General features: G+C 69.2%; 19 protein-coding genes. 13 read left to right on the top strand and 6 right to left on the bottom strand.

What is annotated here, in order from left to right; all coding sequences use genetic code 11:
- Nucleotides 1-190 precede the first annotated feature (190 nt).
- The 3 genes from ACRSCF_RS27445 to ACRSCF_RS27435 form a co-directional block, all read right to left on the bottom strand.
- A complete protein-coding gene (locus tag ACRSCF_RS27445; RefSeq protein WP_034363542.1) occupies nt 191-484 on the bottom strand; it encodes a BTH_I0359 family protein in 294 nt (97 codons plus the stop codon).
- A gap of 235 nt (nt 485-719) precedes the next feature.
- Nucleotides 720-1913 carry a DUF3108 domain-containing protein gene (locus ACRSCF_RS27440; RefSeq protein WP_432675164.1) on the bottom strand — a complete coding sequence of 398 codons (1194 nt, stop codon included), beginning with the start codon at nt 1911-1913 and terminating at the stop codon, nt 720-722.
- A complete protein-coding gene (locus tag ACRSCF_RS27435; protein WP_012203056.1) occupies nt 1906-2685 on the bottom strand; it encodes an IclR family transcriptional regulator in 780 nt (259 codons plus the stop codon). Before ACRSCF_RS27435 ends, ACRSCF_RS27440 begins: the two co-directional genes overlap by 8 nt.
- Nucleotides 2686-2811: 126 nt before the next feature.
- Here ACRSCF_RS27435 and ACRSCF_RS27430 point away from each other — a divergent pair, with 126 nt between their 5' ends.
- From ACRSCF_RS27430 to ACRSCF_RS27420, 3 genes are all read left to right on the top strand, one after another.
- Complete coding sequence (locus ACRSCF_RS27430; RefSeq protein WP_034368208.1) at nt 2812-3834, top strand: fumarylacetoacetate hydrolase family protein; 1023 nt, start codon at nt 2812-2814, stop codon at nt 3832-3834.
- A complete protein-coding gene (locus ACRSCF_RS27425; RefSeq protein ID WP_244387583.1) occupies nt 3831-4844 on the top strand; it encodes a TraB/GumN family protein in 1014 nt (337 codons plus the stop codon). The genes ACRSCF_RS27430 and ACRSCF_RS27425 overlap by 4 nt, the downstream gene beginning before the upstream one ends.
- A gap of 81 nt (nt 4845-4925) precedes the next feature.
- Nucleotides 4926-5900: a Bug family tripartite tricarboxylate transporter substrate binding protein gene (locus tag ACRSCF_RS27420; protein ID WP_016446620.1), complete on the top strand. Its 975-nt coding sequence runs from the start codon at nt 4926-4928 to the stop codon at nt 5898-5900.
- Nucleotides 5901-6096: 196 nt separating this feature from the next.
- On the opposite strand, the gene ACRSCF_RS27415 is transcribed toward ACRSCF_RS27420, so the two are convergent.
- Both ACRSCF_RS27415 and ACRSCF_RS27410 read right to left on the bottom strand, forming a co-directional pair.
- Nucleotides 6097-7863, bottom strand: a complete 1767-nt coding sequence (locus tag ACRSCF_RS27415; protein WP_244387581.1) for an ABC1 kinase family protein — start codon at nt 7861-7863, stop codon at nt 6097-6099.
- Between the two features lie 90 nt (nt 7864-7953).
- A complete protein-coding gene (locus ACRSCF_RS27410; protein ID WP_432675163.1) occupies nt 7954-10032 on the bottom strand; it encodes a molybdopterin-containing oxidoreductase family protein in 2079 nt (692 codons plus the stop codon).
- 197 nt (nt 10033-10229) lie between these two features.
- Between ACRSCF_RS27410 and ACRSCF_RS27405 the strand changes: the two genes are divergently transcribed.
- The 4 genes from ACRSCF_RS27405 (at nt 10230) to ACRSCF_RS27390 (ending at nt 14000) form a co-directional block, all read left to right on the top strand.
- On the top strand, nt 10230-11387 hold the full coding sequence (locus ACRSCF_RS27405) for an ABC transporter substrate-binding protein (protein ID WP_043789266.1): 1158 nt from the start codon (nt 10230-10232) through the stop codon (nt 11385-11387).
- Between the two features lie 194 nt (nt 11388-11581).
- Nucleotides 11582-12790, top strand: coding sequence for a M20 aminoacylase family protein (locus ACRSCF_RS27400; RefSeq protein ID WP_034368211.1), 1209 nt, complete (start codon nt 11582-11584; stop codon nt 12788-12790).
- 61 nt (nt 12791-12851) lie between these two features.
- Entirely contained in the window at nt 12852-13631 is a 780-nt protein-coding gene (locus tag ACRSCF_RS27395) for an ABC transporter ATP-binding protein (protein WP_017407671.1), read from the top strand.
- A 114-nt stretch (nt 13632-13745) separates the two neighbouring features.
- Entirely contained in the window at nt 13746-14000 is a 255-nt protein-coding gene (locus ACRSCF_RS27390; RefSeq protein WP_012203065.1) for an acyl-CoA-binding protein, read from the top strand.
- Between the two features lie 227 nt (nt 14001-14227).
- Here the strand turns inward: ACRSCF_RS27390 and ACRSCF_RS27385 are convergent, their stop codons facing one another.
- Complete coding sequence (locus ACRSCF_RS27385) at nt 14228-15250, bottom strand: isopenicillin N synthase family dioxygenase (RefSeq protein WP_244387580.1); 1023 nt, start codon at nt 15248-15250, stop codon at nt 14228-14230.
- Between the two features lie 597 nt (nt 15251-15847).
- On the opposite strand from ACRSCF_RS27385, the gene ACRSCF_RS27380 reads away from it, so the two are divergent.
- The 6 genes from ACRSCF_RS27380 to ACRSCF_RS27355 all read left to right on the top strand — a co-directional run bounded on the left by ACRSCF_RS27380 (nt 15848) and on the right by ACRSCF_RS27355 (nt 20721).
- Nucleotides 15848-16876, top strand: a complete 1029-nt coding sequence (locus ACRSCF_RS27380) for an ABC transporter substrate-binding protein (protein ID WP_034368212.1) — start codon at nt 15848-15850, stop codon at nt 16874-16876.
- Between the two features lie 10 nt (nt 16877-16886).
- Nucleotides 16887-17402, top strand: coding sequence for a nucleoside deaminase (locus ACRSCF_RS27375; protein WP_012203068.1), 516 nt, complete (start codon nt 16887-16889; stop codon nt 17400-17402).
- A gap of 55 nt (nt 17403-17457) precedes the next feature.
- On the top strand, nt 17458-18495 hold the full coding sequence (locus ACRSCF_RS27370; RefSeq protein ID WP_244387579.1) for an ABC transporter substrate-binding protein: 1038 nt from the start codon (nt 17458-17460) through the stop codon (nt 18493-18495).
- A gap of 69 nt (nt 18496-18564) precedes the next feature.
- Nucleotides 18565-19407 carry an ABC transporter ATP-binding protein gene (locus tag ACRSCF_RS27365; protein WP_012203070.1) on the top strand — a complete coding sequence of 281 codons (843 nt, stop codon included), beginning with the start codon at nt 18565-18567 and terminating at the stop codon, nt 19405-19407.
- A gap of 16 nt (nt 19408-19423) precedes the next feature.
- Complete coding sequence (locus ACRSCF_RS27360; protein WP_012203071.1) at nt 19424-20191, top strand: ABC transporter permease; 768 nt, start codon at nt 19424-19426, stop codon at nt 20189-20191.
- A gap of 14 nt (nt 20192-20205) precedes the next feature.
- Nucleotides 20206-20721: a nucleoside deaminase gene (locus tag ACRSCF_RS27355; protein WP_016446610.1), complete on the top strand. Its 516-nt coding sequence runs from the start codon at nt 20206-20208 to the stop codon at nt 20719-20721.
- The last annotated feature ends 3 nt before the right edge of the window (nt 20722-20724 follow it).

Raw genomic sequence — 20724 nt, 5'->3', positions numbered from 1 at the left:
ACAAGACCATCTCACAGATGGTCTTCAAATCTTGAACCTGTGCGGCGATTCTAGGCAGCAGGCGCAGCCTGCGGATCGGTGAAAGCACCAGGGTGCGCGCAATGGCCGCGCCCAAAGAAAAGGCCCGCCGCAGAGAACCTGCGGCGGGCCTGGCGCGAAGTCCCTTCACGGGACCGTGCGCTGTGTGCTGTCAGTGGACCACGACAGGCTGCTGGGCCAGGCCGGCGTAGCGCTCCAGGGCGTCCTCGACCTCTTCCTCGGTGGGGGCGTCCTGCTGCCAGGCGATGATCTGCTTCTGGAACATCTCGGCCCAGGAGCCGTCCAGATAGACCTCCTTGCCCGAGCGCTTGTCCACGATTTCGAAGCCGTGGCGTGGCAGCTGCCGGGCGGCATCGACCGCAGCTTCGCCGGCCGCTGCATCCGGATCCATGTCGGGACGCAGATGGAGCACCACAAAAGATTCGGAGTCGTAAAGCATTTGCATGGTGTTCCCTTTCTGGCCCGTTGCCGGGCGTCGCACAGCCTACATGGCTGCGAAGCGCCGGATTTCAAGGACCGTGGGGGTCCCGATCTATCGCATGCACTTGCATGCAGTATTCCACGGATTGGCATGCGCTGCGGCGTGTGCCGCAGGCCGCGCTGTGGTAGGCGGGCGGTGGCGTTGGCTGCAAGTGCAGGACTACCGGGAAATCACCGGTGTCCCACCGGTGGCCCCTGTGTCATGGCGCCTGGCGGCTCTTGAGCTGCAGATCGGCGAAGTCGCCGTTGTCCTGCGCCAGCCGGATGCGCACGGGCAGGTATTGTATGGACGGCGCCAGCCACAGCGAGGCCTGCTGGTCATCGCCGGCCGCCGCGATCTTGTCCAGCCGCAGCGCCTGCGTGCTGCCCGAGGGCAGCTCCAGCGTCTCGGTCTCGCCCACGCGGAAGGTCCAGCGGTCGGCGCGCCGCGCGCTGACGGTGATGAAGCTGATCTGCGTGCCCGCCGGGTAGCGCTGCGGCGCCGCCGCCAGCAGGGCCGACAGCTGCAGGAACACGCTGAGCCGGTCCTGGGCGCCGGGCGCGATGGGCGCGTCGGGCGCGCCCGTGCTGAAGCGCGCCAGGTTCTGGTCGAACGCCAGCTGCGCCGATTGCTCCTTGCGCGCCTTGTCGTTGAAGCGGCTGGGCTCCAGGCCCCTGTCGGTGATGCGGCCCTCGCTGGTCTGCGAGCGCGAGCCCAGCAGGAACAGGCTGACTTCCTGGCTGGCCTGGTACTGGCCGTTGGCATGGCGCCAGACCAGCTCGGCATTGGCCGAATAGTTGAAGCGCTTGGCCTGGCCGGTGACGGCGAACGACAGCCGTGCGGGATCGGGCAGTTGCACGGGAACGGGGGCGTCGGAGGCCAGCGGCGTGCCGTCGGGCGAGGTGATGGCCATGCCCTGGGCCGGGCCGGCCGAGGGCGTGGGCGTGGGCGGTGTTTCGGGTTCGGGCTTGGGAGCGGGCGGCGCCGGCGGTGTGGCCGGGGTTGGCTCGCTGCCGACACCCGTATCGGCAGCAGCACGGGCGGTTTCCGAGGCGTCCGATGCAGCAGGCTCCTGCGCTGCGGCCATCGGCAAGGGTTCGACGGTTTCGCGGATGGGCGTGTCCAGCGGCTCGGCCACGGGTGCGGTGGGCGCGGCGGGTGTCGGGCGCTGGACCTTGGGGCGAGGGCGGGGTTGCGGCTTGGGTACGGGCGCAGGTGTCTCGGGCGCGGCGGCAGGCGGGGGAGCGGGTGGCTCGGGCAGGGACAGCGCCCGTGTCTGCATGGCCGCCACCTCGGTGCGCGGTGCCGATACCTGGTTCCACAGCGGCAGGCCCAGCAGGGCCAGCGCATGGCCGCCCAGCACCACGGCGGTGAGGGCGGGCAGGGCGCGCTGGCGCAGGTGCATTTCAGGCATTCCAGCCCAGGTCCTGGGACAGCTGCACGCAGGCCTCGCGCAGGGGCGCATCGATGGCGCCGCCGTATTCGGGGTCGAAAGTGGCAATCGAGCCCAGCGTGGTCAGGCCCAGCACGATATGGCCCGAGGAGTCGAAGACCGGCGTGCAAAACGCCACGATGCCGGGCAGCACGGTATCGACCACGCGGGCGGTGCCGCGCTCGCGCACCTCGGCCAGCATGGCGTCTATGGCCTCGGGGGTGAGCGGCAGGTCCTTGCGCTGGATGCGGCGGGCCTTGTCCACCTCGGGCTCCAGCAGCGGGGCCGTGACCTCGCGCGGCAGCCAGGCCGCGAAGCAGCGCCCGGTGGCCGAGGCCAGCATGGGCATGACGTCGCCCAGGCGCAGGTTGGCGGTGACCGACTGCGCGCTTTCCTCCCAGTGCACGATGGTCGGCCCGTGGTTGCCCCAGACGGCGATGGCCGCCGTGTGGTGGATGCGCTCCATGAGCGCGGGCATGCGTTCGCGCGCCAGCCGCACGGGATCCAGCCGCGCCAGCGATGCCAGGCCCAGCTTGAGCGAGGCCGGGCCCAGGTCGTAGCGGGAGGTGCGCGCGTCCTGAGTAACCAGGCCGATGCGCTGGAAGCTCACGAGGTAGCGGTGCGCCTTGGCGGCGCTCATGCCGGCGTCGGACGCCAGGTCCTTGAGCATCTGCGGGCCCCGGGCGCGCGTCAGCGCCTCCAGCAATGTAAAACCGACCTCGACCGATTGAATCCCTGCGCGTTCCTTGTCCATTGCAATAGAATTTGGTTTTGTTTAGTTAAATCAATTTAACTTATCGTAATTCGTGGCTGCGTCGCCATGGGTATCCAGGCCGCTGCCCGGATGCCGTGGCGCGCGGCGGCGGCACGGGGGAGCAGCATGAAACTTGCCACATACAAGGACGGATCGCGGGACGGGCAACTGGTCGTGGTGTCACGCGACCTGAGCCAGGCCCATTATGCGACTGGCATAGCGAGCCGCCTGCAGCAGGTGCTCGACGACTGGAGCTACATGGCGCCCCAGCTGCAGGACCTGTACCACCTGCTCAACAGCGGCAAGGCGGTCCATGCCTTTGCCTTCGATCCGCGCCAGTGCATGGCGCCGCTGCCGCGCGCCTACCAGTGGGCCGATGGCTCGGCCTACATCAACCATGTGGAGCTGGTGCGCCAGGCGCGCGGCGCCGAGGTGCCCGCCAATTTCTACACCGACCCGCTGATGTACCAGGGCGGCAGCGACGATTTCCTGGGCCCCTGCGACGACGTGGTGGTGCCCAGCGAGTCCATGGGCATCGACTTCGAGGCCGAGATCGCCGTCATTACCGCCGACGTGCCCATGGGCGCCACGCCCGAGCGTGCGCTGGGCGGCGTGCGCCTGGTCATGCTGGCCAACGACGTGAGCCTGCGCAACCTGATCCCCAGTGAGCTGTCCAAGGGCTTCGGCTTCTTCCAGTCCAAGCCCGCCACCTCCTTCAGCCCCGTGGCCGTGACGCTGGACGAGCTGGGCGACGCCTGGAAGGGCGGCCGCCTGCACCTGACGCTGCAGTCCACCTGGAACGGCCGCAAGGTCGGCATGTGCGATGCGGGCGAGGACATGAGCTTTCACTTCGGCCAGCTCATCGCCCATATCTGCAAGACGCGCAATGTGCGCGCCGGCTCCATCGTGGGCAGCGGCACCGTGAGCAACAAGGGCGTGGAAAGCGGCAAGGGCAAGAACCGGCGCATGGAGTGGCCCAAGGGCTACAGCTGCATCGCAGAGAAGCGCTGCATAGAGACCATCCAGGACGGCGCGCCCAAGACCGAGTTCATGCGCTTTGGCGACACCATCCGCATCGAGATGAAGGGCAAGGACGGCCAGAGCATCTTCGGCGCCATCGACCAGAACATCGTCGAGCCTGCCGAATGAGCCGCGTCTGCGCACCCTGGTGGCGCCTGGCGGGCAGGTCGCTGCGCGCCGGCCTGGCCGCGCTGGCGCTGTCGCCGCTGGCCGCGGCATTCGCGGCGCCCCCGGCCGCGGACCCTGTCACCTGCCCGCCCGAGGCGCGCATGCCCGGCCCGGACGAGATCCGCGCCCTGCAGCGCAAGGCGCAGGACCGTGGACTGCTGTGGCACATCGAGCACCGGGGCCGCACCAGCTGGCTCTACGGGACCATGCACGCGGCCAAGCTCGACTGGAGCGTGCCCGGCCCCACGGTGGCGGACGCGCTGCGCGCCTCCGACAGCCTGGCGCTGGAGCTGAACATCCTCGATCCCGAGGTCATGAAGGTCTTGTTCGCAGGCATGCAGGCGCGGCCCGATGCGCCGCCGCTGCGCGGCGATCTCCAGCGCCGGCTTGAGGAGCAAAGGCGCCTGGCCTGCGCCGGCCCCGAGCTGGCCCTGCTGCGCCCCGACGCCCAGGTGATCTCCCTGTTGTCGCTGGCCGGCCGCAGCGAGGGGCTGGACGCGTCCTATGGCATCGATTTCTCGCTGGCCGGCGTGGCGCTGGCCCTGGGCAAGCCCGTGCTGTCGCTGGAGACACCCGAGCTGCAACTGCGCGAGCTGGTCTCGGACGACCCCGCGCGCGTGGCCGAGACGGTGGAGTCCGGCCTGCGCCAGCTGGAAAGCGGCATCGCCTCCCAGAAGCTGGGACTGATCGCACGCGTCTGGGCCGATGGCCGCATCCACCTGCTGGAGAGCCTGCCCGACTGGTGCGACTGCATGGCCAATGCCGCCGAGCGCGCCGACTACGACCGCATGGTCTATGGCCGCAACCCCGGCCTGGCGCGCGAAGTGGCGCGGCAGATCCGTTCCGGCCGCAGCGTGTTCGCCGCCGTGGGCGCCCTGCACATGGTGGGCACGCGTGGCCTGCCGGCGCTGCTGGCGGCCCAGGGCTTCAAGGTGCAGCGCGTGGAGTTCCCCGCAGCCAGCCCGCCCTGAAACATACGGCCGCCGCCTCCATGAACAAAAGCAACAGGGCGCGGCCAGGACCCATCCACACCCATCCCACAGGAGACAACAATGGACCGTAGACAATTCCTGGCCGCCGTGGCGGCCTCATCCGCCGGCATGGCCGCGCCTTTTGCACAGGCGCAGGACTGGCCCGCCAGCAACATCCGCTGGGTCGTGCCCTATCCGCCCGGCGGCGGCACCGACGTGCTGGCGCGCACCGTGGCCGAGGCCATGCGCCAGACGCTGAACCAGACCATCGTGGTGGACAACCGCCCCGGCGCCTCCACCAACATCGGCGCCCAGATCGTGGCCACGGCCAAGCCCGACGGCTACACCATCATGTCGGCCGACAACGCCGTGCTGGCCTACAACGAGCACCTGTTCAGCAAGCTGTCCTTCAACCCCGAAAAGGACTTCACCTACATCGGCGGCATCAGCCGCTTCCCGATGGCGCTGGTGGTGAACCCGAACTTCGAGGCCAAGACCTTCAAGGAATTCCTGGCCTACGTGAAGGCGCATCCGGGCCAGGTCAACTACGCCTCGCCCGGCAACGGCTCGCCCCACCACCTCGCCATGGAGATGTTCAAGAACCGCACGGGCACCTTCCTGACGCACATCCCCTATCGCGGCGCGGCACCCGCGCTGGCCGACGTGATGGGCGGCCAGGTGCCCTGCATGTTCCTGGACCTGGCCTCGGGCCTGCCCGTGATCCAGTCGGGCAAGGTGCGCGCCCTGGCCATCGGCACGGGCAAGCGCGTGCCCAGCCTGCCCGAGCTGCCCACGCTGGCCGAGGTCGGCGTGCCCGATACCGAGGTCTATGCCTTCCAGGGCATCCTGGGCCCGGCCAAGATGCCCCCGGCCGTGGTGCAGCGCCTGAACGCCGAGCTCAACAAGGCGCTGGCCAACCCCGCCGTGGTCAAGCGCATGCAGGACTTCGGCATGGAGGCGCTGCCCGGCACGCCCGAGCAGTTCCTGGCCATGTCGCGCGCGGAGTCCAAGCGCTGGGGGGCGATCATCAAGAGCGCGGGCGTCAAATTGGACTGACCCCCTGAGCGGCTGCGCCGCTTCCCCCTTCTCGCTTCGCGGAGGGGGACGACACCCTCGGTGCGGGGCGGCCCTTCCTCGGTGTCTCTGGGTTGGGCCGTGGCGGTTTTGGGGGCGGCGCCCGGCTTTGATCTGATGCGCTGGTGCTGCTTTTTTTTGGCGTTCCTGATCGCCAATCCAGCGATCAATCCAGCCATCAATCCAGCGCCTTCTGCCTGCGCATGGTGGTGAAAAGAACAGCCAGGCTGGCGGCGGCGCCGGCCACGCCCAGGGCGGCGAAGAGGGGGATGCCCCACAGGCGCGGGCCCATGGTCAGCAGGCCGGGGGCCAGGCCCAGGATGAAGGCGCCGGAGACCACGGCCAGGGCCAGGCGGGTGGCGGCGCGTTCCAGGGCCTGGGAGAGGCGGTCGATGTGGCGTATGTCCAGGTCGGCCTGCAGCCGGCCCGAGCGCAGTCTTTGCATCACCAGCCGCAGGGTGTGCGGCGCGTCGTCGGCCAGGTCCATCCATTGCGCCATGGCGGCGCGGCGCTGGCGCGCCAGGCTGCGCAGGGAGTAGCGCTGCAGCAGCTGGGCCTTGACCAGGGGCGTGGCCGTCTGCACCACGTCGAATTGCGGGTCCAGCTGCAGCAGCACCTGGTCGGCCGTGATCAGTGCCTTGAGCAGCAGCGCCATGTCGGCGGGCAGGGCCACGCCGGTTTCGCGGGCCAGGGCCATGAAGTCCTGCAGGGCGCGGGACATCACCAGGCGGCCGTTGCTGGCGCCGGGGCCATGGCGGGTCACGAAGCGGTCCACGGCAGCCTCGATGCGCGCGGCCGAGGGCGGGGCGCGGCCGGGCATTTCGCTTTCGGCGGCCCAGTCCAGCAGCACGCCCGAGAGGCTGCGGCCCTGGCCCTCGACCAGGGCGCGCATCAGGCCCAGCACCTGGCGGCGGCGCTGGGGAGACAGCCGCCCGACCATGCCGAAGTCGATGAAGCCGACGCGGTTGCCGGGCAGGGCCAGCAGGTTGCCCGGGTGCGGGTCGGCGTGGAACAGGCCGTCGCGCAGCACCATCTGCAAAAACGCGCAGGCGCCACGGCGCGCCAGCAGCGGGCCGTCCAGCGCGGGGTCCGCGCCCACGGCCGAGGCCGGCACGCCCGGCACGAAGTCCTGCACCAGCAGGCGCGGCCCGCTCAATGCCCAGTGGATGGCCGGCACGACGATCTCGGGCTGGGCCGCGAAGTGCCGCGCCACGGCGTCGCCGTTGTGGGCTTCGACGGTGAAATCCAGTTCCTCGCGCAGCGCCTGGCCCAGCTGGCGCGTGACCTCGCGCGGGCGGTAGCGTGCCAGCTGCGGCCATTGTTCCTGGGCCAGCAGCGCCAGGTGCTCTAGCAGGCGCAGGTCGGCCTCGATCTGGGGGCGCAGGCCGGGGCGCTGGACCTTGACCACGACTTCGATGTCGGCAGCGCGGGCCGCAGGGGGGCTGTCGCTGCCGCTGCCGTCCTCCCGGCCTTCCCGGTCATCCCGGTCATCCCGTTCTTCAACCGCAGGCAGCCGCGCACGGTAAACCTGGGCCATGGAGGCCGAGGCCAGCGGCACGGGATCGAAATGCGTGAACACCTGCTCCACGGGCAGGCCCAGCGACTGCTCGATCAATGGCTGGGCCGTCTCCCAGGGCAGCGGGGCGGCGTGGCTGTGCAGTTGCTGCAGGGCGGCCGTCCATTCGGGCGCGAGCAGGTCCGAGCGCGTGGCCATGATCTGGCCCAGCTTGACGAAGCTGGGGCCCAGGTGTTCGAGGGCCATGCGCAGGCGCTCGGGGCGGCTGGCATCCAGCGGATGCTCGGGATGGGGCTGGCTGCCGCGCGGCGCGAAGCGGGCCAGGCCCAGCGTGTCGACCAGGTCGGCCAGCCCGAAGCGCAGCAGCACGCCGACGATTTCCTGCAGCCGGGCACGGTCGCGCACGGCGACCACGGCGGTTTGCAGCATGGGCATCTCCTGTCGGTGGTGGCAATGCGGTCCATTGTGCCGATGCGCCAGACGCCATTGCGCAGGAATCGCCCGCCTCCGGGGCGGGGCTCAGGCCAGCCGCTGCACCTGCACCGCGCAGTCGTAGAAGCTGGGCGCGCGGCCCAGGTCGGTCAGGCGCTGGTGGGTGAGCTCGTTGACATTGGTGCCGTTGTCGCCGTGCTTGCGCCACCAGATGCCCAGGCCGTTGACCACGCCACGGCGCGCGCGGCCGTTGAGGGTGGCGTGGCATTCGTAGCTGCCCCGGTCGTTGAAGACGCGCACGCGGTCGCCCTCGGCCACGCCGCGCGTGGCGGCGTCGTCGGGGTGCAGTTCCACCAGCGGGCGGCCTTCCATGGTGCGCAGGCTCTTGACGTTGACGAAGCTGCTGTTGAGAAAGTTGCGTGCCGGCGGCGAGATCATGGCCAGCGGGTAGCGCGCATCCGTTTCGGCGGTTTCGTAGTTGGGCAGGTAGTCGGGCAGCGGGTCCATGCCGCGCCGCGCCAGCTCGGCGCTGGTGAATTCGCAGCGGCCCGAGGGCGTGGCGAAGCCGCCCTCGGCAAAGGGGGCCTCGGGCAGGGCCAGGGTGGCAAAGCCCTTGTCCAGCAGCTCGTCGAAGTCCACGCCGCGCCCCTCGAAGGCTTCGCGGCACAGTTGCTCGTCTCTCGTCTGGAAATGGGCAGCGGCAAAGGCGTCGTCATGCCGCGCCATGTGCGCGGCCAGGTCGCGGAAGATCTGGCCGTTGCTGCGCGCCTGGCCCAGCGGCGCGATGGCGGGGCGGTTGAGCAGCACGTCGGTATGCCCGTAGCTGCCGTGGATGTCCCAGTGCTCGATCTGCGTGGTGGCCGGCAGCACGTAGTCGGCCAGGTCGGCCGTGTCGGTCATGAACTGCTCCAGCACCACGGTGAAAAGGTTCTCGCGCGCAAAGCCGGCCACGACCTTGGCCGACTCGGGCGCCACGGCCACGGGATTGCTGTTGTAGACCACGATGGCGTCCACGCGCGGCCCGAAGCCGTTGCCGCCTTCGTGCAGCAAGGCGTCGCCGATGGTGCTCATGTTGATGGTGCGCGGGCGGCGCTCGCCCAGCAGGTGCGGCATCTGCAATCGGGCGCGCTGCGCGGGCAGGGCGCCCGAGGCGGACAGCAGCAGGCCGCCGGCACGGTGGCGCCAGGCGCCCACCAGGGCCGGCAGGCAGGCGATGGCGCGCACGGCATTGCCGCCGCCGCGCGCGCGCTGCACGCCGTAGTTCAGCCGGATGGCCGCGGGCGTGGTGGTGCCGTAGTCGCGCGCCAGCTGGCGGATCTGCTCCACGGGCAGGCCGCAGACCTGGGCCGCGCGCTCGGGCGGCCACTGCAGGGCGCGGGCCTTGAGTTCCTCCCAGCCCAGCGTGTGGCGCGCAATGTAGTCATGGTCCAGCCAGCCGTGCGTGATCAGCTCGTGCATCAGGGCCAGTGCCAGGGCGGCATCGGTGCCGGGCAGCAGCTGCAGGTGCTCGTGGCATTTGTCGGCGGTCTCGGTCTTGCGCGGGTCTATGCACACCAGGCGTGCGCCGTTGCGCTTGGCCTCCAGCGCATAGCGCCAGAAATGCAGGCTGCTGCCGATGCTGTTGCTGCCCCAGATGAGGATGAGCCGGCTTTCGGTGAAATGCTCCACGCGCATGCCCAGCTTGCCGCCATAGGTCAGGTTCAGGGCCTCGCCCCCGGCGCTGGAGCAGATGGTGCGGTCCAGCAGCGAGGCGCCGAGCTGGTGGAAGAAGCGCCGGTCCATGCTCTCGCCCTGCACCAGGCCCATGGTGCCTGCGTAGCTGTAGGGCAGGATGGTTTCGGGATCGCGCGCCGCCAGCGCGTGCAGCCGGGCGGCGATGTCGGCCAGCGCCTCGTCCCAGCCCACGGGCTCGAACTGCCCGGAACCCTTGGGTCCCACGCGGCGCAGCGGGGTGAGCACACGCTCGGGGTGGTAGCTGCGCTCGGTGTATTTGCTGACCTTGGCGCAGAGCACGCCGCCCGTGTGCGGATGGTCGGGGTTGCCCTGGACTCTTTTGGCGATGCCGTCTTCGACCGTGGTCACCAGCGAGCAGGTATCGGGGCAGTCATGGGGGCAGGCGCCCAGCACCTGTGAGGTGGCCTGGAGTGGGGGCGTGGCGGAGGACATGGTGGCAGCGGTCTCGGACAGGGTGGGGACTTTGCGAAAGAACCGTGAAAGCCGGAAAAACAGGAAAAGGCCGTCACGGGCAAGGGGCGGTGCCGGTCTTGCATGCCGCAATCGCCGCTTGTCTTTATTATGCGGACCCTTGCAGCCGGCTGCACGCAGCAACGGCGCCGATTCCAGTGACAAAAACAGGCAAGTTCATGCTCCGACCCAAGACGGCGTTCAGCCGCAGACAGTTCATCGCAGCCAGCACGGCGGCTGCCGCCACCTGGACCGGCGCAGTGTGCGCCCAGGACGCGGGAGGCACCATTGTGCTGGGCCAGTCCTGCCCGTTGACCGGGTCTGCAGCGCAGATCGGCCAGCCCTTCCATGAAGGCGCCAAGCTGTACTTCGAACAGCTCAACGCGCAGGGGGGTATTGCCCGGCGCAACATCGAACTGCGCGTGATGGACGACGGCTACGAGCCCGAGCGCTGCGCGGCCAATACCCAGCGCTTCCTGTCCGACGACGTGTTCGCGCTGTTCGGCTACGTGGGCACGTCCACCAGCATGGCCGCGCTGCCGCTGCTGCAAAAGGCGCGCGTGCCCCTGTTCGCGCCGCTGACGGGCGCCGACGCGCTGCGCCAGCCCCAGCTGGCCCAACTGGTCTTCAACGTGCGCGCCTCCTATGCCGACGAGACGGCGCTGATGGTGCGGCACCTCACGGGCCTGGGCCTGAAGAAGGTGGCCGTGCTGCACCAGAACGATGCCTATGGCGAATCGGGCCTGGCCGGCGTCAAGGCGGCGCTGGCCGCCAAGGGGCTGGAGCCCGTGGGCGCGGCCACGGTGGAGCGCAACTCGAACAATGTGGCGGCGGCCGTCAAGACGCTGGTGCCGCTGGGCGCCGATGTGATCGTGCAGATCGTCACCTACTCGGCCAGCGCGGCCTTTGTGCGCGCGGCGCGCCAGGCGGGCTTTGGCGGGCAGTTCTACAACGTCTCCTTCGTCGGCTCGCAGGCACTGGCGCAGACGCTGGGCAAGGATGCCGAAGGGGTGGTCGTCACCCAGGTCGTGCCCTCGCCCTTCCAGACCTCGCGCCAGATCACGCGCGATTTCCTGGCGGCCATCCAGAAGGGCGGCGGCAAGCTGACGCCCAACTACTCCAGCATGGAAGGCTATCTGGCGGCACGCGTGTTCGCCGATGCGCTGCGCCAGGCCTCGGCCTCGGGCAAGCCCACGCGCGACGGCCTGGTGGCCGCGCTCGACGCCATGCACGGCCAGCAGGTGGCCGGCTTCCCGCTGGCCTTCAAGCCGCAATCGGCCAAGCCGCGCTTCGTGGAGTTGTCCATGCTGACCGGCGACGGCAAGGTCCGGGTGTAGGCTTGCAGCATTGGAGAAGGGCCGGGCCCCTTTCCCGGCTTTCCCTTCGGGTTGGCTCTGCGCGCAGGCGCTCGCGGCGTTGCAGCGCTTGCCAAGGCATGAGCCTTGGCGGCGCACTGCGCCTTGCGATCACCAGCGCGCAGAACCAACGCGGGTACTTAAAAGTGCATAACACGCTCTAGAAGGAGAACCCCATGGCCTTGCTGCAGGAGCTGCTGGACAGCGCACCCGAGATCACCGCGCTGCGCCGCGACATACATGCCCATCCCGAACTGTGCTTCGAGGAACTGCGCACCGCCGACTTGGTGGCCCGGCAGCTCGAAGGCTGGGGCATTGCCGTGCACCGCGGCCTGGGCCGCACGGGCGTGGTGGGCACCATCCACGGCCGTGACGGCGGCGCCAGCGGCCGGGCCATCGGGCTGCGCGCCGACATGGACGCCCTGCCCATGCAGGAGTTCAACACCTTCGAGCACGCCAGCCGCCACGCCGGAAAAATGCATGCCTGCGGACATGACGGCCACGTGGCCATGCTGCTGGCCGCCGCGCAGTACCTGGCCGCGCACCGCGACAGCTTCGAGGGCACGGTGCACCTGATCTTCCAGCCGGCCGAAGAGGGCGGCGGCGGGGCGCGCGAGATGGTCGAGGACGGCCTGTTCACCCAGTTCCCCATGCAGGCCGTGTTCGGCATGCACAACTGGCCGGGCATGAAGGCCGGCACCATGGCCGTGGGCCCGGGCCCGGCCATGGCGTCGAGCAACGAGTTCCGCATCGTCGTGCGCGGCAAGGGCGGCCACGCGGCCATGCCGCACATGGTGATCGACCCGCTGCCCGTGGCGGCCCAGCTCATCCTGGGCCTGCAGACCATCGTCAGCCGCAACGTCAAGCCCATCGAGGCGGGCGTGGTCTCGGTCACCATGGTCCATGCGGGCGAGGCCACGAACGTGGTGCCCGACAGCGTGGAGCTGCAGGGCACGGTGCGCACCTTCACGCTGGAGGTGCTGGACCTGATCGAGCGGCGCATGAAGGCCCTGGCCGAGAGCATCTGCGCGGCGCATGACACGCGCTGCGAGTTCGAGTTCGTGCGCAACTACCCGCCCACCATCAACTCCGCCCCGGAGGCCGAGTTCGCACGCCGCGTCATGGCCGAGGTCGTGGGCGAGGCCAACGTGCTGCCCCAGGAGCCGTCCATGGGCGCCGAGGACTTCGCCTTCATGCTGCTGGAAAAGCCCGGCGCCTACTGCTTCATCGCCAATGGCGACGGCGACCACCGCGCCATCGGCCACGGCGGCGGTCCCTGCACGCTGCACAACCCCAGCTACGACTTCAACGACCAGCTGATTCCGCAGGGCGCCACGTTCTGGGTGAAGCTGGCCCAGCGCTGGCTGAGCGAGCCCACGCGCTGAGGCCCTTGCGGGGTCCGGCCGACACCGGCATGTCACACACCGCACCTAGCATGCGGTCCCTGTGACCTCCATCGAATCCTCCACGGCCGCCGCGCAGGGCGTGGCCGTCCAAGCCCGGCAGCTCAAGCGCATCCACGGCGAGCGCGCCGTGCTCCAGGACATCAGCCTGCAGATCGCGCCCGGCGAGGTGCTGGCCCTGCTGGGTCCTTCGGGCTGCGGCAAGACCACCCTGCTCAAGATCCTGGCCGGGCTGGAGCAGCCCAGCCGCGGCGAAGTCTGGATGGGCGGGCAGTGCGCGGCCAGCGCCTCGCAGTCCCTGCCGCCCGAGCGGCGCGAGCTGGGCCTGGTGCTCCAGGACCATGCGCTCTGGCCCCATATGAGCCTGCAGGCCAACGTGGCCTTCGCATTGGAGATGCGCGGCCTGCCTCGCGCGCAGATCCACGAGCGGGTGCAGCAGACCCTGGGCCTGGTCGGGCTGCAGGGCATGGGCGAGCGCCTTCCCGGCAGCCTGTCGGGCGGCCAGCAGCAGCGCGCGGCGCTGGCCTGCGCCGTGGTGGAGCGCCCGCGCCTGGTGCTGCTGGACGAACCCCTGTCCGGCCTCGACGGCAACCTGCGCGAGCGCCTGTGCGAGGAAATTCCCCGGCTGCTGCGCAGCCTGGGTTGTACGGCCGTCTATGCGACGCAAGACCGCCAGCAGGCCTTCGCCGTCGCCGACCGCGTGGTCGTGATGGAGCACGGCCGCATCCTGCAACCGGGCAGCGCCCGGGGCCAGGCGCCGGCCCCCGTGCCTTGCGAGGCAGACCTATGGCCCATGGCCGGGCACCTGTGCAGCGCAGCATAGGAGGGGCGTAGCCGGTCTCGGTTCGGATGACGGTGAAAAAGCACGGTCGTTCTAAATTCCTGCATTTTTGGCTACACTGTGCCGCTACACGAACCGCCCACCAGGAGACCCGCCATGTCCGATCTGAACGCCGCCTTCGAGGCCGCCGTCAAGAACTCCACCTCGATCAGCGAGCGCCCCGACAACGCCACGCTGCTCAAGCTCTACGCGCTGTACAAGCAGGCCACCGAAGGCGACAACGAGGCCAAGAAGCCCAGCTTCACCGACATGGTCGGCCGCGCCAAGTGGGACGCCTGGGAAAAGCTCAAGGACACCTCGGCCGACGATGCCAAGCAGCAGTACATCGACCTGATCGAATCGCTGCGCTGATCAACACCACCACCGATCGCAGACACAGACAAGGCCCCGGACTCCGGGGCCTTGCCGTTTCCGGCCAGGCCACACCACACTATGTCAAAGAGTGGAGCGCTGGAAACTGGCGCGGCCCAACTCAGGGACGCCGAGCAAGAGCCGCCTCGCGGCGGGGGCGCCCAGCCGAAGGCGTCGTCCCCCTCCGCGAAGCGAGAAGGGGGAAGCGGCGCAGCCGCTCAGGGGGATCAATATTTGTTCGAGAAGTTCGCGCTGATGCGCTGGCGCAGGTACTCCGCGCCCGTGATGGGCGGGTACTTCTTTTGCGGGCCCTCGATCACCGCGTCCTCGTTGGCCTGGCAGAAGAAGGCCAGGCTGTAGCGCGCGCCCTGGTATTCATGGGGCAGGGGATTGCGCACGCGGTGGAAGTTGCTGGGCAGCTGGTCGTCGCTCCAGCGCGTGAGCATGTCGCCGATGTTGCAGGTGATCACGCCCTCCACGGGGTCCACGGGCGTCCATTGCTGGCCCTCCATCTCCTTGCCCGGCAGCACCTGCAGGCCGCCCTGGCCCGCGCGCTGGAACAGCAGGGTCAGGCAGTCGAAGTCGGTGTGGGCGCCTGCGCGCCACAGGCCCAGCTCATCCTTGAGCGCGGGATCGACCGCGAAGTAATGCAGCATGCGCAGCGTGCTCTGGTAGGCGGGCACCGAAGGGTCGTGGGCGCGCGTGAAGAAATCCGCATCAAAGCCCAGCTTGTGCGCAAAGCACGACAGCAGCTGCATGCCCACCTGCCAGCACTGGCGCTCAAAGTCCAGCGTGGCCTGCTGAAAGCCCGGCAGCTCCTGCTGCGTGGGCCACAGGCCGGTCATGCGCGGGCGCGTCACCTGGTAGGACTCCTTCTGGTCGGGCGTGCGCGTGGAAGGCCGGATCTGCGCCTTGTGCTCCCAGCCCGCATTGCGCGACAGCGGCCACTGCGCCTTCACCTCGCGCGGCAGCGCGAACAACTGCTCGGCACGCCCGAAGGCCGCATCGATATCGGACTGGGGAATGCCGTGGCCCGACACCTGGAAGAAGCCGATCTCCACCGAGGCCTGCCAGATCGCATCGGCAATCTCGGCCTTGCGGCGGTCGAAGTCGGAGATATCGATCACCCGCACCTCCCGTGCGCGCGTCTCCTGCCCCTGGCCGCCCATGCGGGCCTCCTTGGCGAGTTCACCCAGCGCGTAATCTGACGCCGGTGCCGAAGGCAGGGTGGGGTTGGCAAGCATGTTCATGGTCTGTTTCCTTTGCCGCAAAGGCAGTGGCAAGGCACGCGGCGGCCGGCGCAAAAAGACACCGATCCCGCCCGTCGCTCTTGAAGTGGCTGACAGGGCACAGGTCGCAGCCACGCCGCTCCCGCACCCGCTTCAAGAGCAATGACCCGCGCCGGCACAGGCCGGCAAGCTGAACGCTTCTACTCTTGCCAACCACCCAAGCAAACAGCGCGCCAGCCCGCGAAGGCCGGTTCATGGCCGCCTGCGTTCCATAGTGGTGCAAGAGGGCCGGGCAGCTTGGTGCACGCGCCGCATCGGAACCGTCTGGCACCAATCTGATGCATGCCCGCCGCGTCGAAAACCGGCGCCGCCCAGCCCAGTGACACCGAGGAAGGGCCGCCCCGCACCGAGGGTGTCGTCCCCCTCCCGCGCAGCGAGAGAGGGGGAAGGCGCGAAGCGACTCAGGGGGTGGTACGCACTTTGCATACAAGCATCACTGAGTAGAAGCGTTCAGCACGCGCCCAGTGCGCGTTGCCCGGAAATTGCTCATGTCACGCCAGCCGCCCGGCCCCATGCCAGCGGCCGGTCCCCATGTTGATAGCGACTGAGAGTTCCACCATGCAACGCCGCCATTTCCTTGCCGCCGCCGCCCTTCCCGCTGCCAGTGCCGTGATGCCCGGTGCCTTCGCCCAGGGCAAGGCGCTGACACCGCTGAAGTTCACGCTGGACTTTCGCGTGACCTCGCAGACCGCGCCCTTTTTCGTGGCGCTGCAAAAGGGCTACTACCGCGACGAGGGGCTGGACGTGAGCATCGACGTGGGCTCGGGCTCGGTGGCATCCATCACGCGGGTGGCCAGCGGCGCCTACCAGCTGGGCCTGGGCGACATCAGCTCGCTGATCGAGTTCAACGCGCAGAACGCGGGCGCGGCGCGCGTGCAGGCCGTCTACCAGTACTACAACCGCGCGCCGTTCGCCATCATCGGCCGCAAGGACCGGGGCATCACGGGCGAGTTCGCCAGCCTCAAGGGCAAGAAGGTGGCCGCCGCCGCCGTGGAGTCCACCCGCCGCGTCTGGCCCCTGGTTGCGCAGCGCCAGAACCTGCCGGCCGACCTGTTCGCCTGGACCACGACGGAGTTCTCGGCGCGCGACAACGTGGTGGTGCGCGGCGATGTGGATGCGGCCACCTATTTCCATGACTCGGCCGTGTCGCTGTTCGCACGCATCAAGCCCGAGGAGCTGTCGGTGCTGCGCTACACCGATGCGGGCGTGCAGCTGTACGGCAATGCCATCCTGGCCTCCAGCGCTCTGGTGGCCGAGCAGCCGGCGCTGGTGGCGGGATTCCTGCGTGCCAGCAACCGCTCCCTCGTCGAATGCCTGGCCCAGCCCGCGCTGGCCGTGGCCGCCGTGCGCCAGCGCGAGCCCATCCTGGATGAAAAGCTGGAACTGGCGCGCTGGGCCATCACCTCGCAATACCTGGCCGCGCCCGATACGCAGCGCCACGGCCTGGGCGACATCGACCCGCAGCTGCTGGCCCGACAGGCCGAGCAGGTCAGCCAGGCCTTCGGCCTGAAGGCACCCGTGTCGGCCGACGCGCTGTTCAACCGCAGCCTGCTGCCGCCGCTGGCCGCGCGCATGGCCAAGGCCTGAGGGAGTGCACATGGACCACGCCACCGTTTCACTGCCCCTTGAGGCCTCGCTCGACGAGCGCGACGGCCTGTACCTGCGCCGCGCCATCGCCATGGCCGACCGCGCGCGCCAGCGCGGCAACCGCCCTTTCGGCGCACTCATCGTGGCCGCCGATGGCCGCGTGCTGGCCGAGGCCTCCAACGCCAATGGCGAGAGCGGCGACTGCACGGCCCATGCCGAGCTGTCGGCCATCCGCCTGGCCAGCCCCCTGCATGACCGCGAGGCGCTGTCCGCAGCCACCTTGTATTCATCGGCCGAGCCCTGCGTGATGTGCGCGGGCGCCATCTTCTGGTCGGCCATAGGCCGCGTGGTCTACGGCATAGACGCCGTGCGCCTGCGCGAATTCCGCGGCGAGCGCCTGGACCAGAAGGATGCCGAGCTGTCCTGCCGCGATGTGTTCGCCGCCTCGTCCCACGCCATCGAATGCATAGGCCCGGCGCTGATCGGCGAGGCCGCCGCATCGCACCAGGGCGCCTGGAAAAGCTGACCCGGCCCCGTTCCGTCCCCACCGTTTCTTTTGACCACCAGAGAGGAAGCCCACCATGCAAAAACGACTGTTCCTGCACACCGTCCTGGCCCTGTCCGCCAGCGCGGGCGTGGCAACGGCCCATACACAGGCCCACGCGGCCACGCCGCTGAAGTTCCAGCTGGACTGGCGCTTCGAGGGGCCGGCCGCCTTCTTCCTGCAGCCGGTGGCCAAGGGCTACTTCAAGGACGCGGGCCTGGATGTCACGGTCGATGCCGGCAGCGGCTCGGGCGGCGTGGTGCAGCGCGTGGCCTCGGGCGCCTATGACCTGGGCTTTGCCGACATCGCGGCGCTGATGGAGTTCCAGGCCAACAACCCGGACATGCCCAACAAGCCCGTGGCCGTGATGATGGTCTACAACAACACGCCGGCCTCGGTGATGGCGCTCAAGAAAAGCGGCATCGCCAGGACGGCCGACCTCACCGGCAAGAAGCTGGGCGCGCCCGTGTTCGATGCGGGCCGCCGCGCCTTCCCGCTGTTCGCCAAGGCCAACCAGGTCGGCACCGTGCAGTGGACGGCCATGGACCCGCCGCTGCGCGAGACCATGCTGGTGCGCGGCGACGTGGATGCCATCACGGGCTTCACCTTCACCTCGCTGCTGAACCTGGAGGCGCGCGGCATCAAGGCCGCCGATGTGGTGGTCATGCCCTATGCGGACTTCGGCGTGAAGCTGTACGGCAACGCCATCATCGCCAGCCCGAAGCTGATCAAGGAGAACCCGGCCGCCATCAAGGCCTTCCTGCAGGCCTTCGCCAAGGGGGCCAAGGAAGTCATCGCCAACCCGGGCGCGGCCATTGCCTACGTGAAGGAGCGCGACGGCATCGTCAACACCCAGCTGGAGACGCGCCGCCTGCAACTGGCCATCGACACCGTGGTCAACAGCGCCGACGCGCGTGCCGAAGGCTTTGGCCAGGTCGTGCCCACACGCCTGTCGCTGATGGCATCGCAGGTCTCCGATGTCTACGCCACCAAGACGCGCGTGAACCCGGCCGAGGTCTGGAACGGCAGCTTCCTGCCGTCTGCGGCCGAGCTGAACATCCTGCCCAAGAAGTGACGACAAAGTGATTGACACCGTGCGCGTGCGCCAGCGGGTGGCGTGCACGGCCCTTGCCTGCTGCCTGACATGAATTCCTCCACATCCCACGGCGATGACGACGCCTTCTTCGTCGAGTTCCGCGACGTCTGGCTTGCCTACAACGAGGAGCTGCTGCGCGCCAACCACTTCGCGGTCGAGGCCATCGACCTGCAGGTGCGGCGCGGCGAGTTCATCGCCATCGTCGGCCCCTCGGGCTGCGGCAAGTCCACCTTCATGAAGCTGACCACGGGGCTGAAGATGCCCTCCATGGGCCGTGTCATGGTCAACGGCGAGCGTGTGACCGGGCCGCTGAAGATCTCGGGCATGGCCTTCCAGGCGCCGTCGCTGCTGCCCTGGCGCACCACGGTGGACAACGTTCTGCTGCCGCTGGAGATCGTGGAGCCGCACCGCTCGCTGTTCCGCCAAAAGCGCAAGGAGTACGAGGCGCGTGCGCGCGCCCTGCTGCAGAAGGTGGGCCTGGGCGGCTACGAGGACAAGTACCCCTGGCAGCTGTCGGGCGGCATGCAGCAGCGCGCCAGCATCTGCCGCGCGCTGATCCACGAGCCCCAGATGCTGCTGCTGGACGAACCCTTCGGCGCGCTGGACGCCTTCACGCGCGAGGAGCTGTGGTGCGTGCTGCGCGACCTGCAGGCCGAGCAGCGCTTCAACGTCATCCTGGTCACGCACGACCTGCGCGAAAGCGTCTTCCTGGCCGACACCGTGTACGTGATGAGCAAGAGCCCGGGCCGCTTCGTGGTGCGCCGCGACATCGAGCTGCCGCGCCCGCGTGAGCTGGAGCTGACCTACACGCGCGAATTCACCGACATCGTGCACGAGCTGCGCGGCCACATCGGCGCCATGCGCAAGACCGGCGCGGCCATCCAACAATAGAACGGGGGAGATTCACATGCACAAGAAATACGCGGAACGCTGGGCGCCCTGGGTGCTGCTGCTGGCGGTCATCCTGCTGTGGCAGGTCATCTGCTCGGCCTTCGAGGTCTCGGAATTCATCTTCCCCAGCCCCTGGGCCATCGGCCGGCAGCTGGCCGAGTTCAGCGGCATCATCGCCGCCCATGCCTGGCGCACCTACTGGGTGACGATGGCGGGCTTTGGCATCGCCATCGTGGTGGGCGTGCTGCTGGGCTTTCTGATCGGCTCCTCGCGCCTGGCCTATGCGGCGTTCTATCCGCTGATGACGGCCTTCAACGCGCTGCCCAAGGCGGCCTTCGTGCCCATCCTGGTGGTCTGGTTCGGCATCGGCGCGGGGCCGGCCATCCTCACGGCCTTCCTGATCAGCTTCTTTCCCATCATGGTCAACATCGCCACCGGCCTGGCCACGCTGGAGCCCGAACTGGAGGATGTGCTGCGCGTGCTGGGCGCCCGGCGCTGGGACGTGCTCATCAAGGTCGGCCTGCCGCGCTCCATGCCGTACTTCTACGGCTCGCTGAAGGTGGCGATCACCCTGGCCTTCGTGGGCACCACGGTCAGCGAGATGACGGCGGCCAACGAAGGCATCGGCTACCTGCTGGTGTCGGCCGGCTCGTCCATGCAGATGGGCCTGGCCTTTGCCGGCCTCATCGTGGTGGGCGCCATGGCCATGGTGATGTACGAGCTGTTCAGCGCCATCGAAAAGCGCACCACGGGCTGGGCCCGGCGCGGCTCGCAGGGCGAGTGAAGGAGAATCCGGCCATGACGCCCGCACCCGCGACGACACCTTCCATGACGCCTCTGACCGACGAACAGGCGGCCCGCCAGCTGCGGCGCGCAGGCGCCGTGGCCGGGCGGGCCATGGCCATGGGCCGCCATCCCTTTGGCGCGCTGCTGCTGGCGCCCGATGGCGAGACCGTGCTGGCCGAGCAGGGCAACATCGACACGGTGAACCATGCCGAGTCCACGCTGGCGCGCACGGCCGCCGCCAACTATCCGGGCGCCTACCTGGCGCAGTGCACCCTGGTCACCACCTTCGAGCCCTGCGCCATGTGCGCCGGAACCATCTACTGGGCCGGCATAGGCCGCGTGCTCTACGGCGCCGAGGAAACGGCGCTGCTGGCGCTGACGGGCGACCATCCCGAAAACCCCACGCTGTCCCTGCCCTGCCGCGAGGTCTTCGCGCGCGGGCAGCGCAGCGTGCAGGTCGTGGGGCCCGTGCCTGCGCTGCAGGAGGAGATGCTGGCGCCGCACCGGGGCTTCTGGCAGCAGCGCTGAACG

Source organism: Delftia sp. 11MD, from assembly GCF_050907895.1.
Lineage (GTDB): Bacteria > Pseudomonadota > Gammaproteobacteria > Burkholderiales > Burkholderiaceae_C > Comamonas > Comamonas tsuruhatensis.
The sequence above is the reverse complement of the archived record's forward strand: the minus strand, read 5'-3'. Positions and strand labels throughout refer to the sequence as shown.

What these genes read in the sequence shown, in the direction of transcription:
- ACRSCF_RS27445 (WP_034363542.1), bottom strand. Translation starts at nt 484, where the DNA reads ATGCAAATGCTTTACGACTCCGAATCTTTTGTGGTGCTCCATCTGCGT.
- ACRSCF_RS27440 (WP_432675164.1), bottom strand. Translation starts at nt 1,913, where the DNA reads ATGCCTGAAATGCACCTGCGCCAGCGCGCCCTGCCCGCCCTCACCGCC.
- ACRSCF_RS27435 (WP_012203056.1), bottom strand. Translation starts at nt 2,685, where the DNA reads ATGGACAAGGAACGCGCAGGGATTCAATCGGTCGAGGTCGGTTTTACA.
- ACRSCF_RS27430 (WP_034368208.1), top strand. Translation starts at nt 2,812, where the DNA reads ATGAAACTTGCCACATACAAGGACGGATCGCGGGACGGGCAACTGGTC.
- ACRSCF_RS27425 (WP_244387583.1), top strand. Translation starts at nt 3,831, where the DNA reads ATGAGCCGCGTCTGCGCACCCTGGTGGCGCCTGGCGGGCAGGTCGCTG.
- ACRSCF_RS27420 (WP_016446620.1), top strand. Translation starts at nt 4,926, where the DNA reads ATGGACCGTAGACAATTCCTGGCCGCCGTGGCGGCCTCATCCGCCGGC.
- ACRSCF_RS27415 (WP_244387581.1), bottom strand. Translation starts at nt 7,863, where the DNA reads ATGCTGCAAACCGCCGTGGTCGCCGTGCGCGACCGTGCCCGGCTGCAG.
- ACRSCF_RS27410 (WP_432675163.1), bottom strand. Translation starts at nt 10,032, where the DNA reads ATGTCCTCCGCCACGCCCCCACTCCAGGCCACCTCACAGGTGCTGGGC.
- ACRSCF_RS27405 (WP_043789266.1), top strand. Translation starts at nt 10,230, where the DNA reads ATGCTCCGACCCAAGACGGCGTTCAGCCGCAGACAGTTCATCGCAGCC.
- ACRSCF_RS27400 (WP_034368211.1), top strand. Translation starts at nt 11,582, where the DNA reads ATGGCCTTGCTGCAGGAGCTGCTGGACAGCGCACCCGAGATCACCGCG.
- ACRSCF_RS27390 (WP_012203065.1), top strand. Translation starts at nt 13,746, where the DNA reads ATGTCCGATCTGAACGCCGCCTTCGAGGCCGCCGTCAAGAACTCCACC.
- ACRSCF_RS27385 (WP_244387580.1), bottom strand. Translation starts at nt 15,250, where the DNA reads ATGAACATGCTTGCCAACCCCACCCTGCCTTCGGCACCGGCGTCAGAT.
- ACRSCF_RS27380 (WP_034368212.1), top strand. Translation starts at nt 15,848, where the DNA reads ATGCAACGCCGCCATTTCCTTGCCGCCGCCGCCCTTCCCGCTGCCAGT.
- ACRSCF_RS27375 (WP_012203068.1), top strand. Translation starts at nt 16,887, where the DNA reads ATGGACCACGCCACCGTTTCACTGCCCCTTGAGGCCTCGCTCGACGAG.
- ACRSCF_RS27370 (WP_244387579.1), top strand. Translation starts at nt 17,458, where the DNA reads ATGCAAAAACGACTGTTCCTGCACACCGTCCTGGCCCTGTCCGCCAGC.
- ACRSCF_RS27365 (WP_012203070.1), top strand. Translation starts at nt 18,565, where the DNA reads ATGAATTCCTCCACATCCCACGGCGATGACGACGCCTTCTTCGTCGAG.
- ACRSCF_RS27360 (WP_012203071.1), top strand. Translation starts at nt 19,424, where the DNA reads ATGCACAAGAAATACGCGGAACGCTGGGCGCCCTGGGTGCTGCTGCTG.
- ACRSCF_RS27355 (WP_016446610.1), top strand. Translation starts at nt 20,206, where the DNA reads ATGACGCCCGCACCCGCGACGACACCTTCCATGACGCCTCTGACCGAC.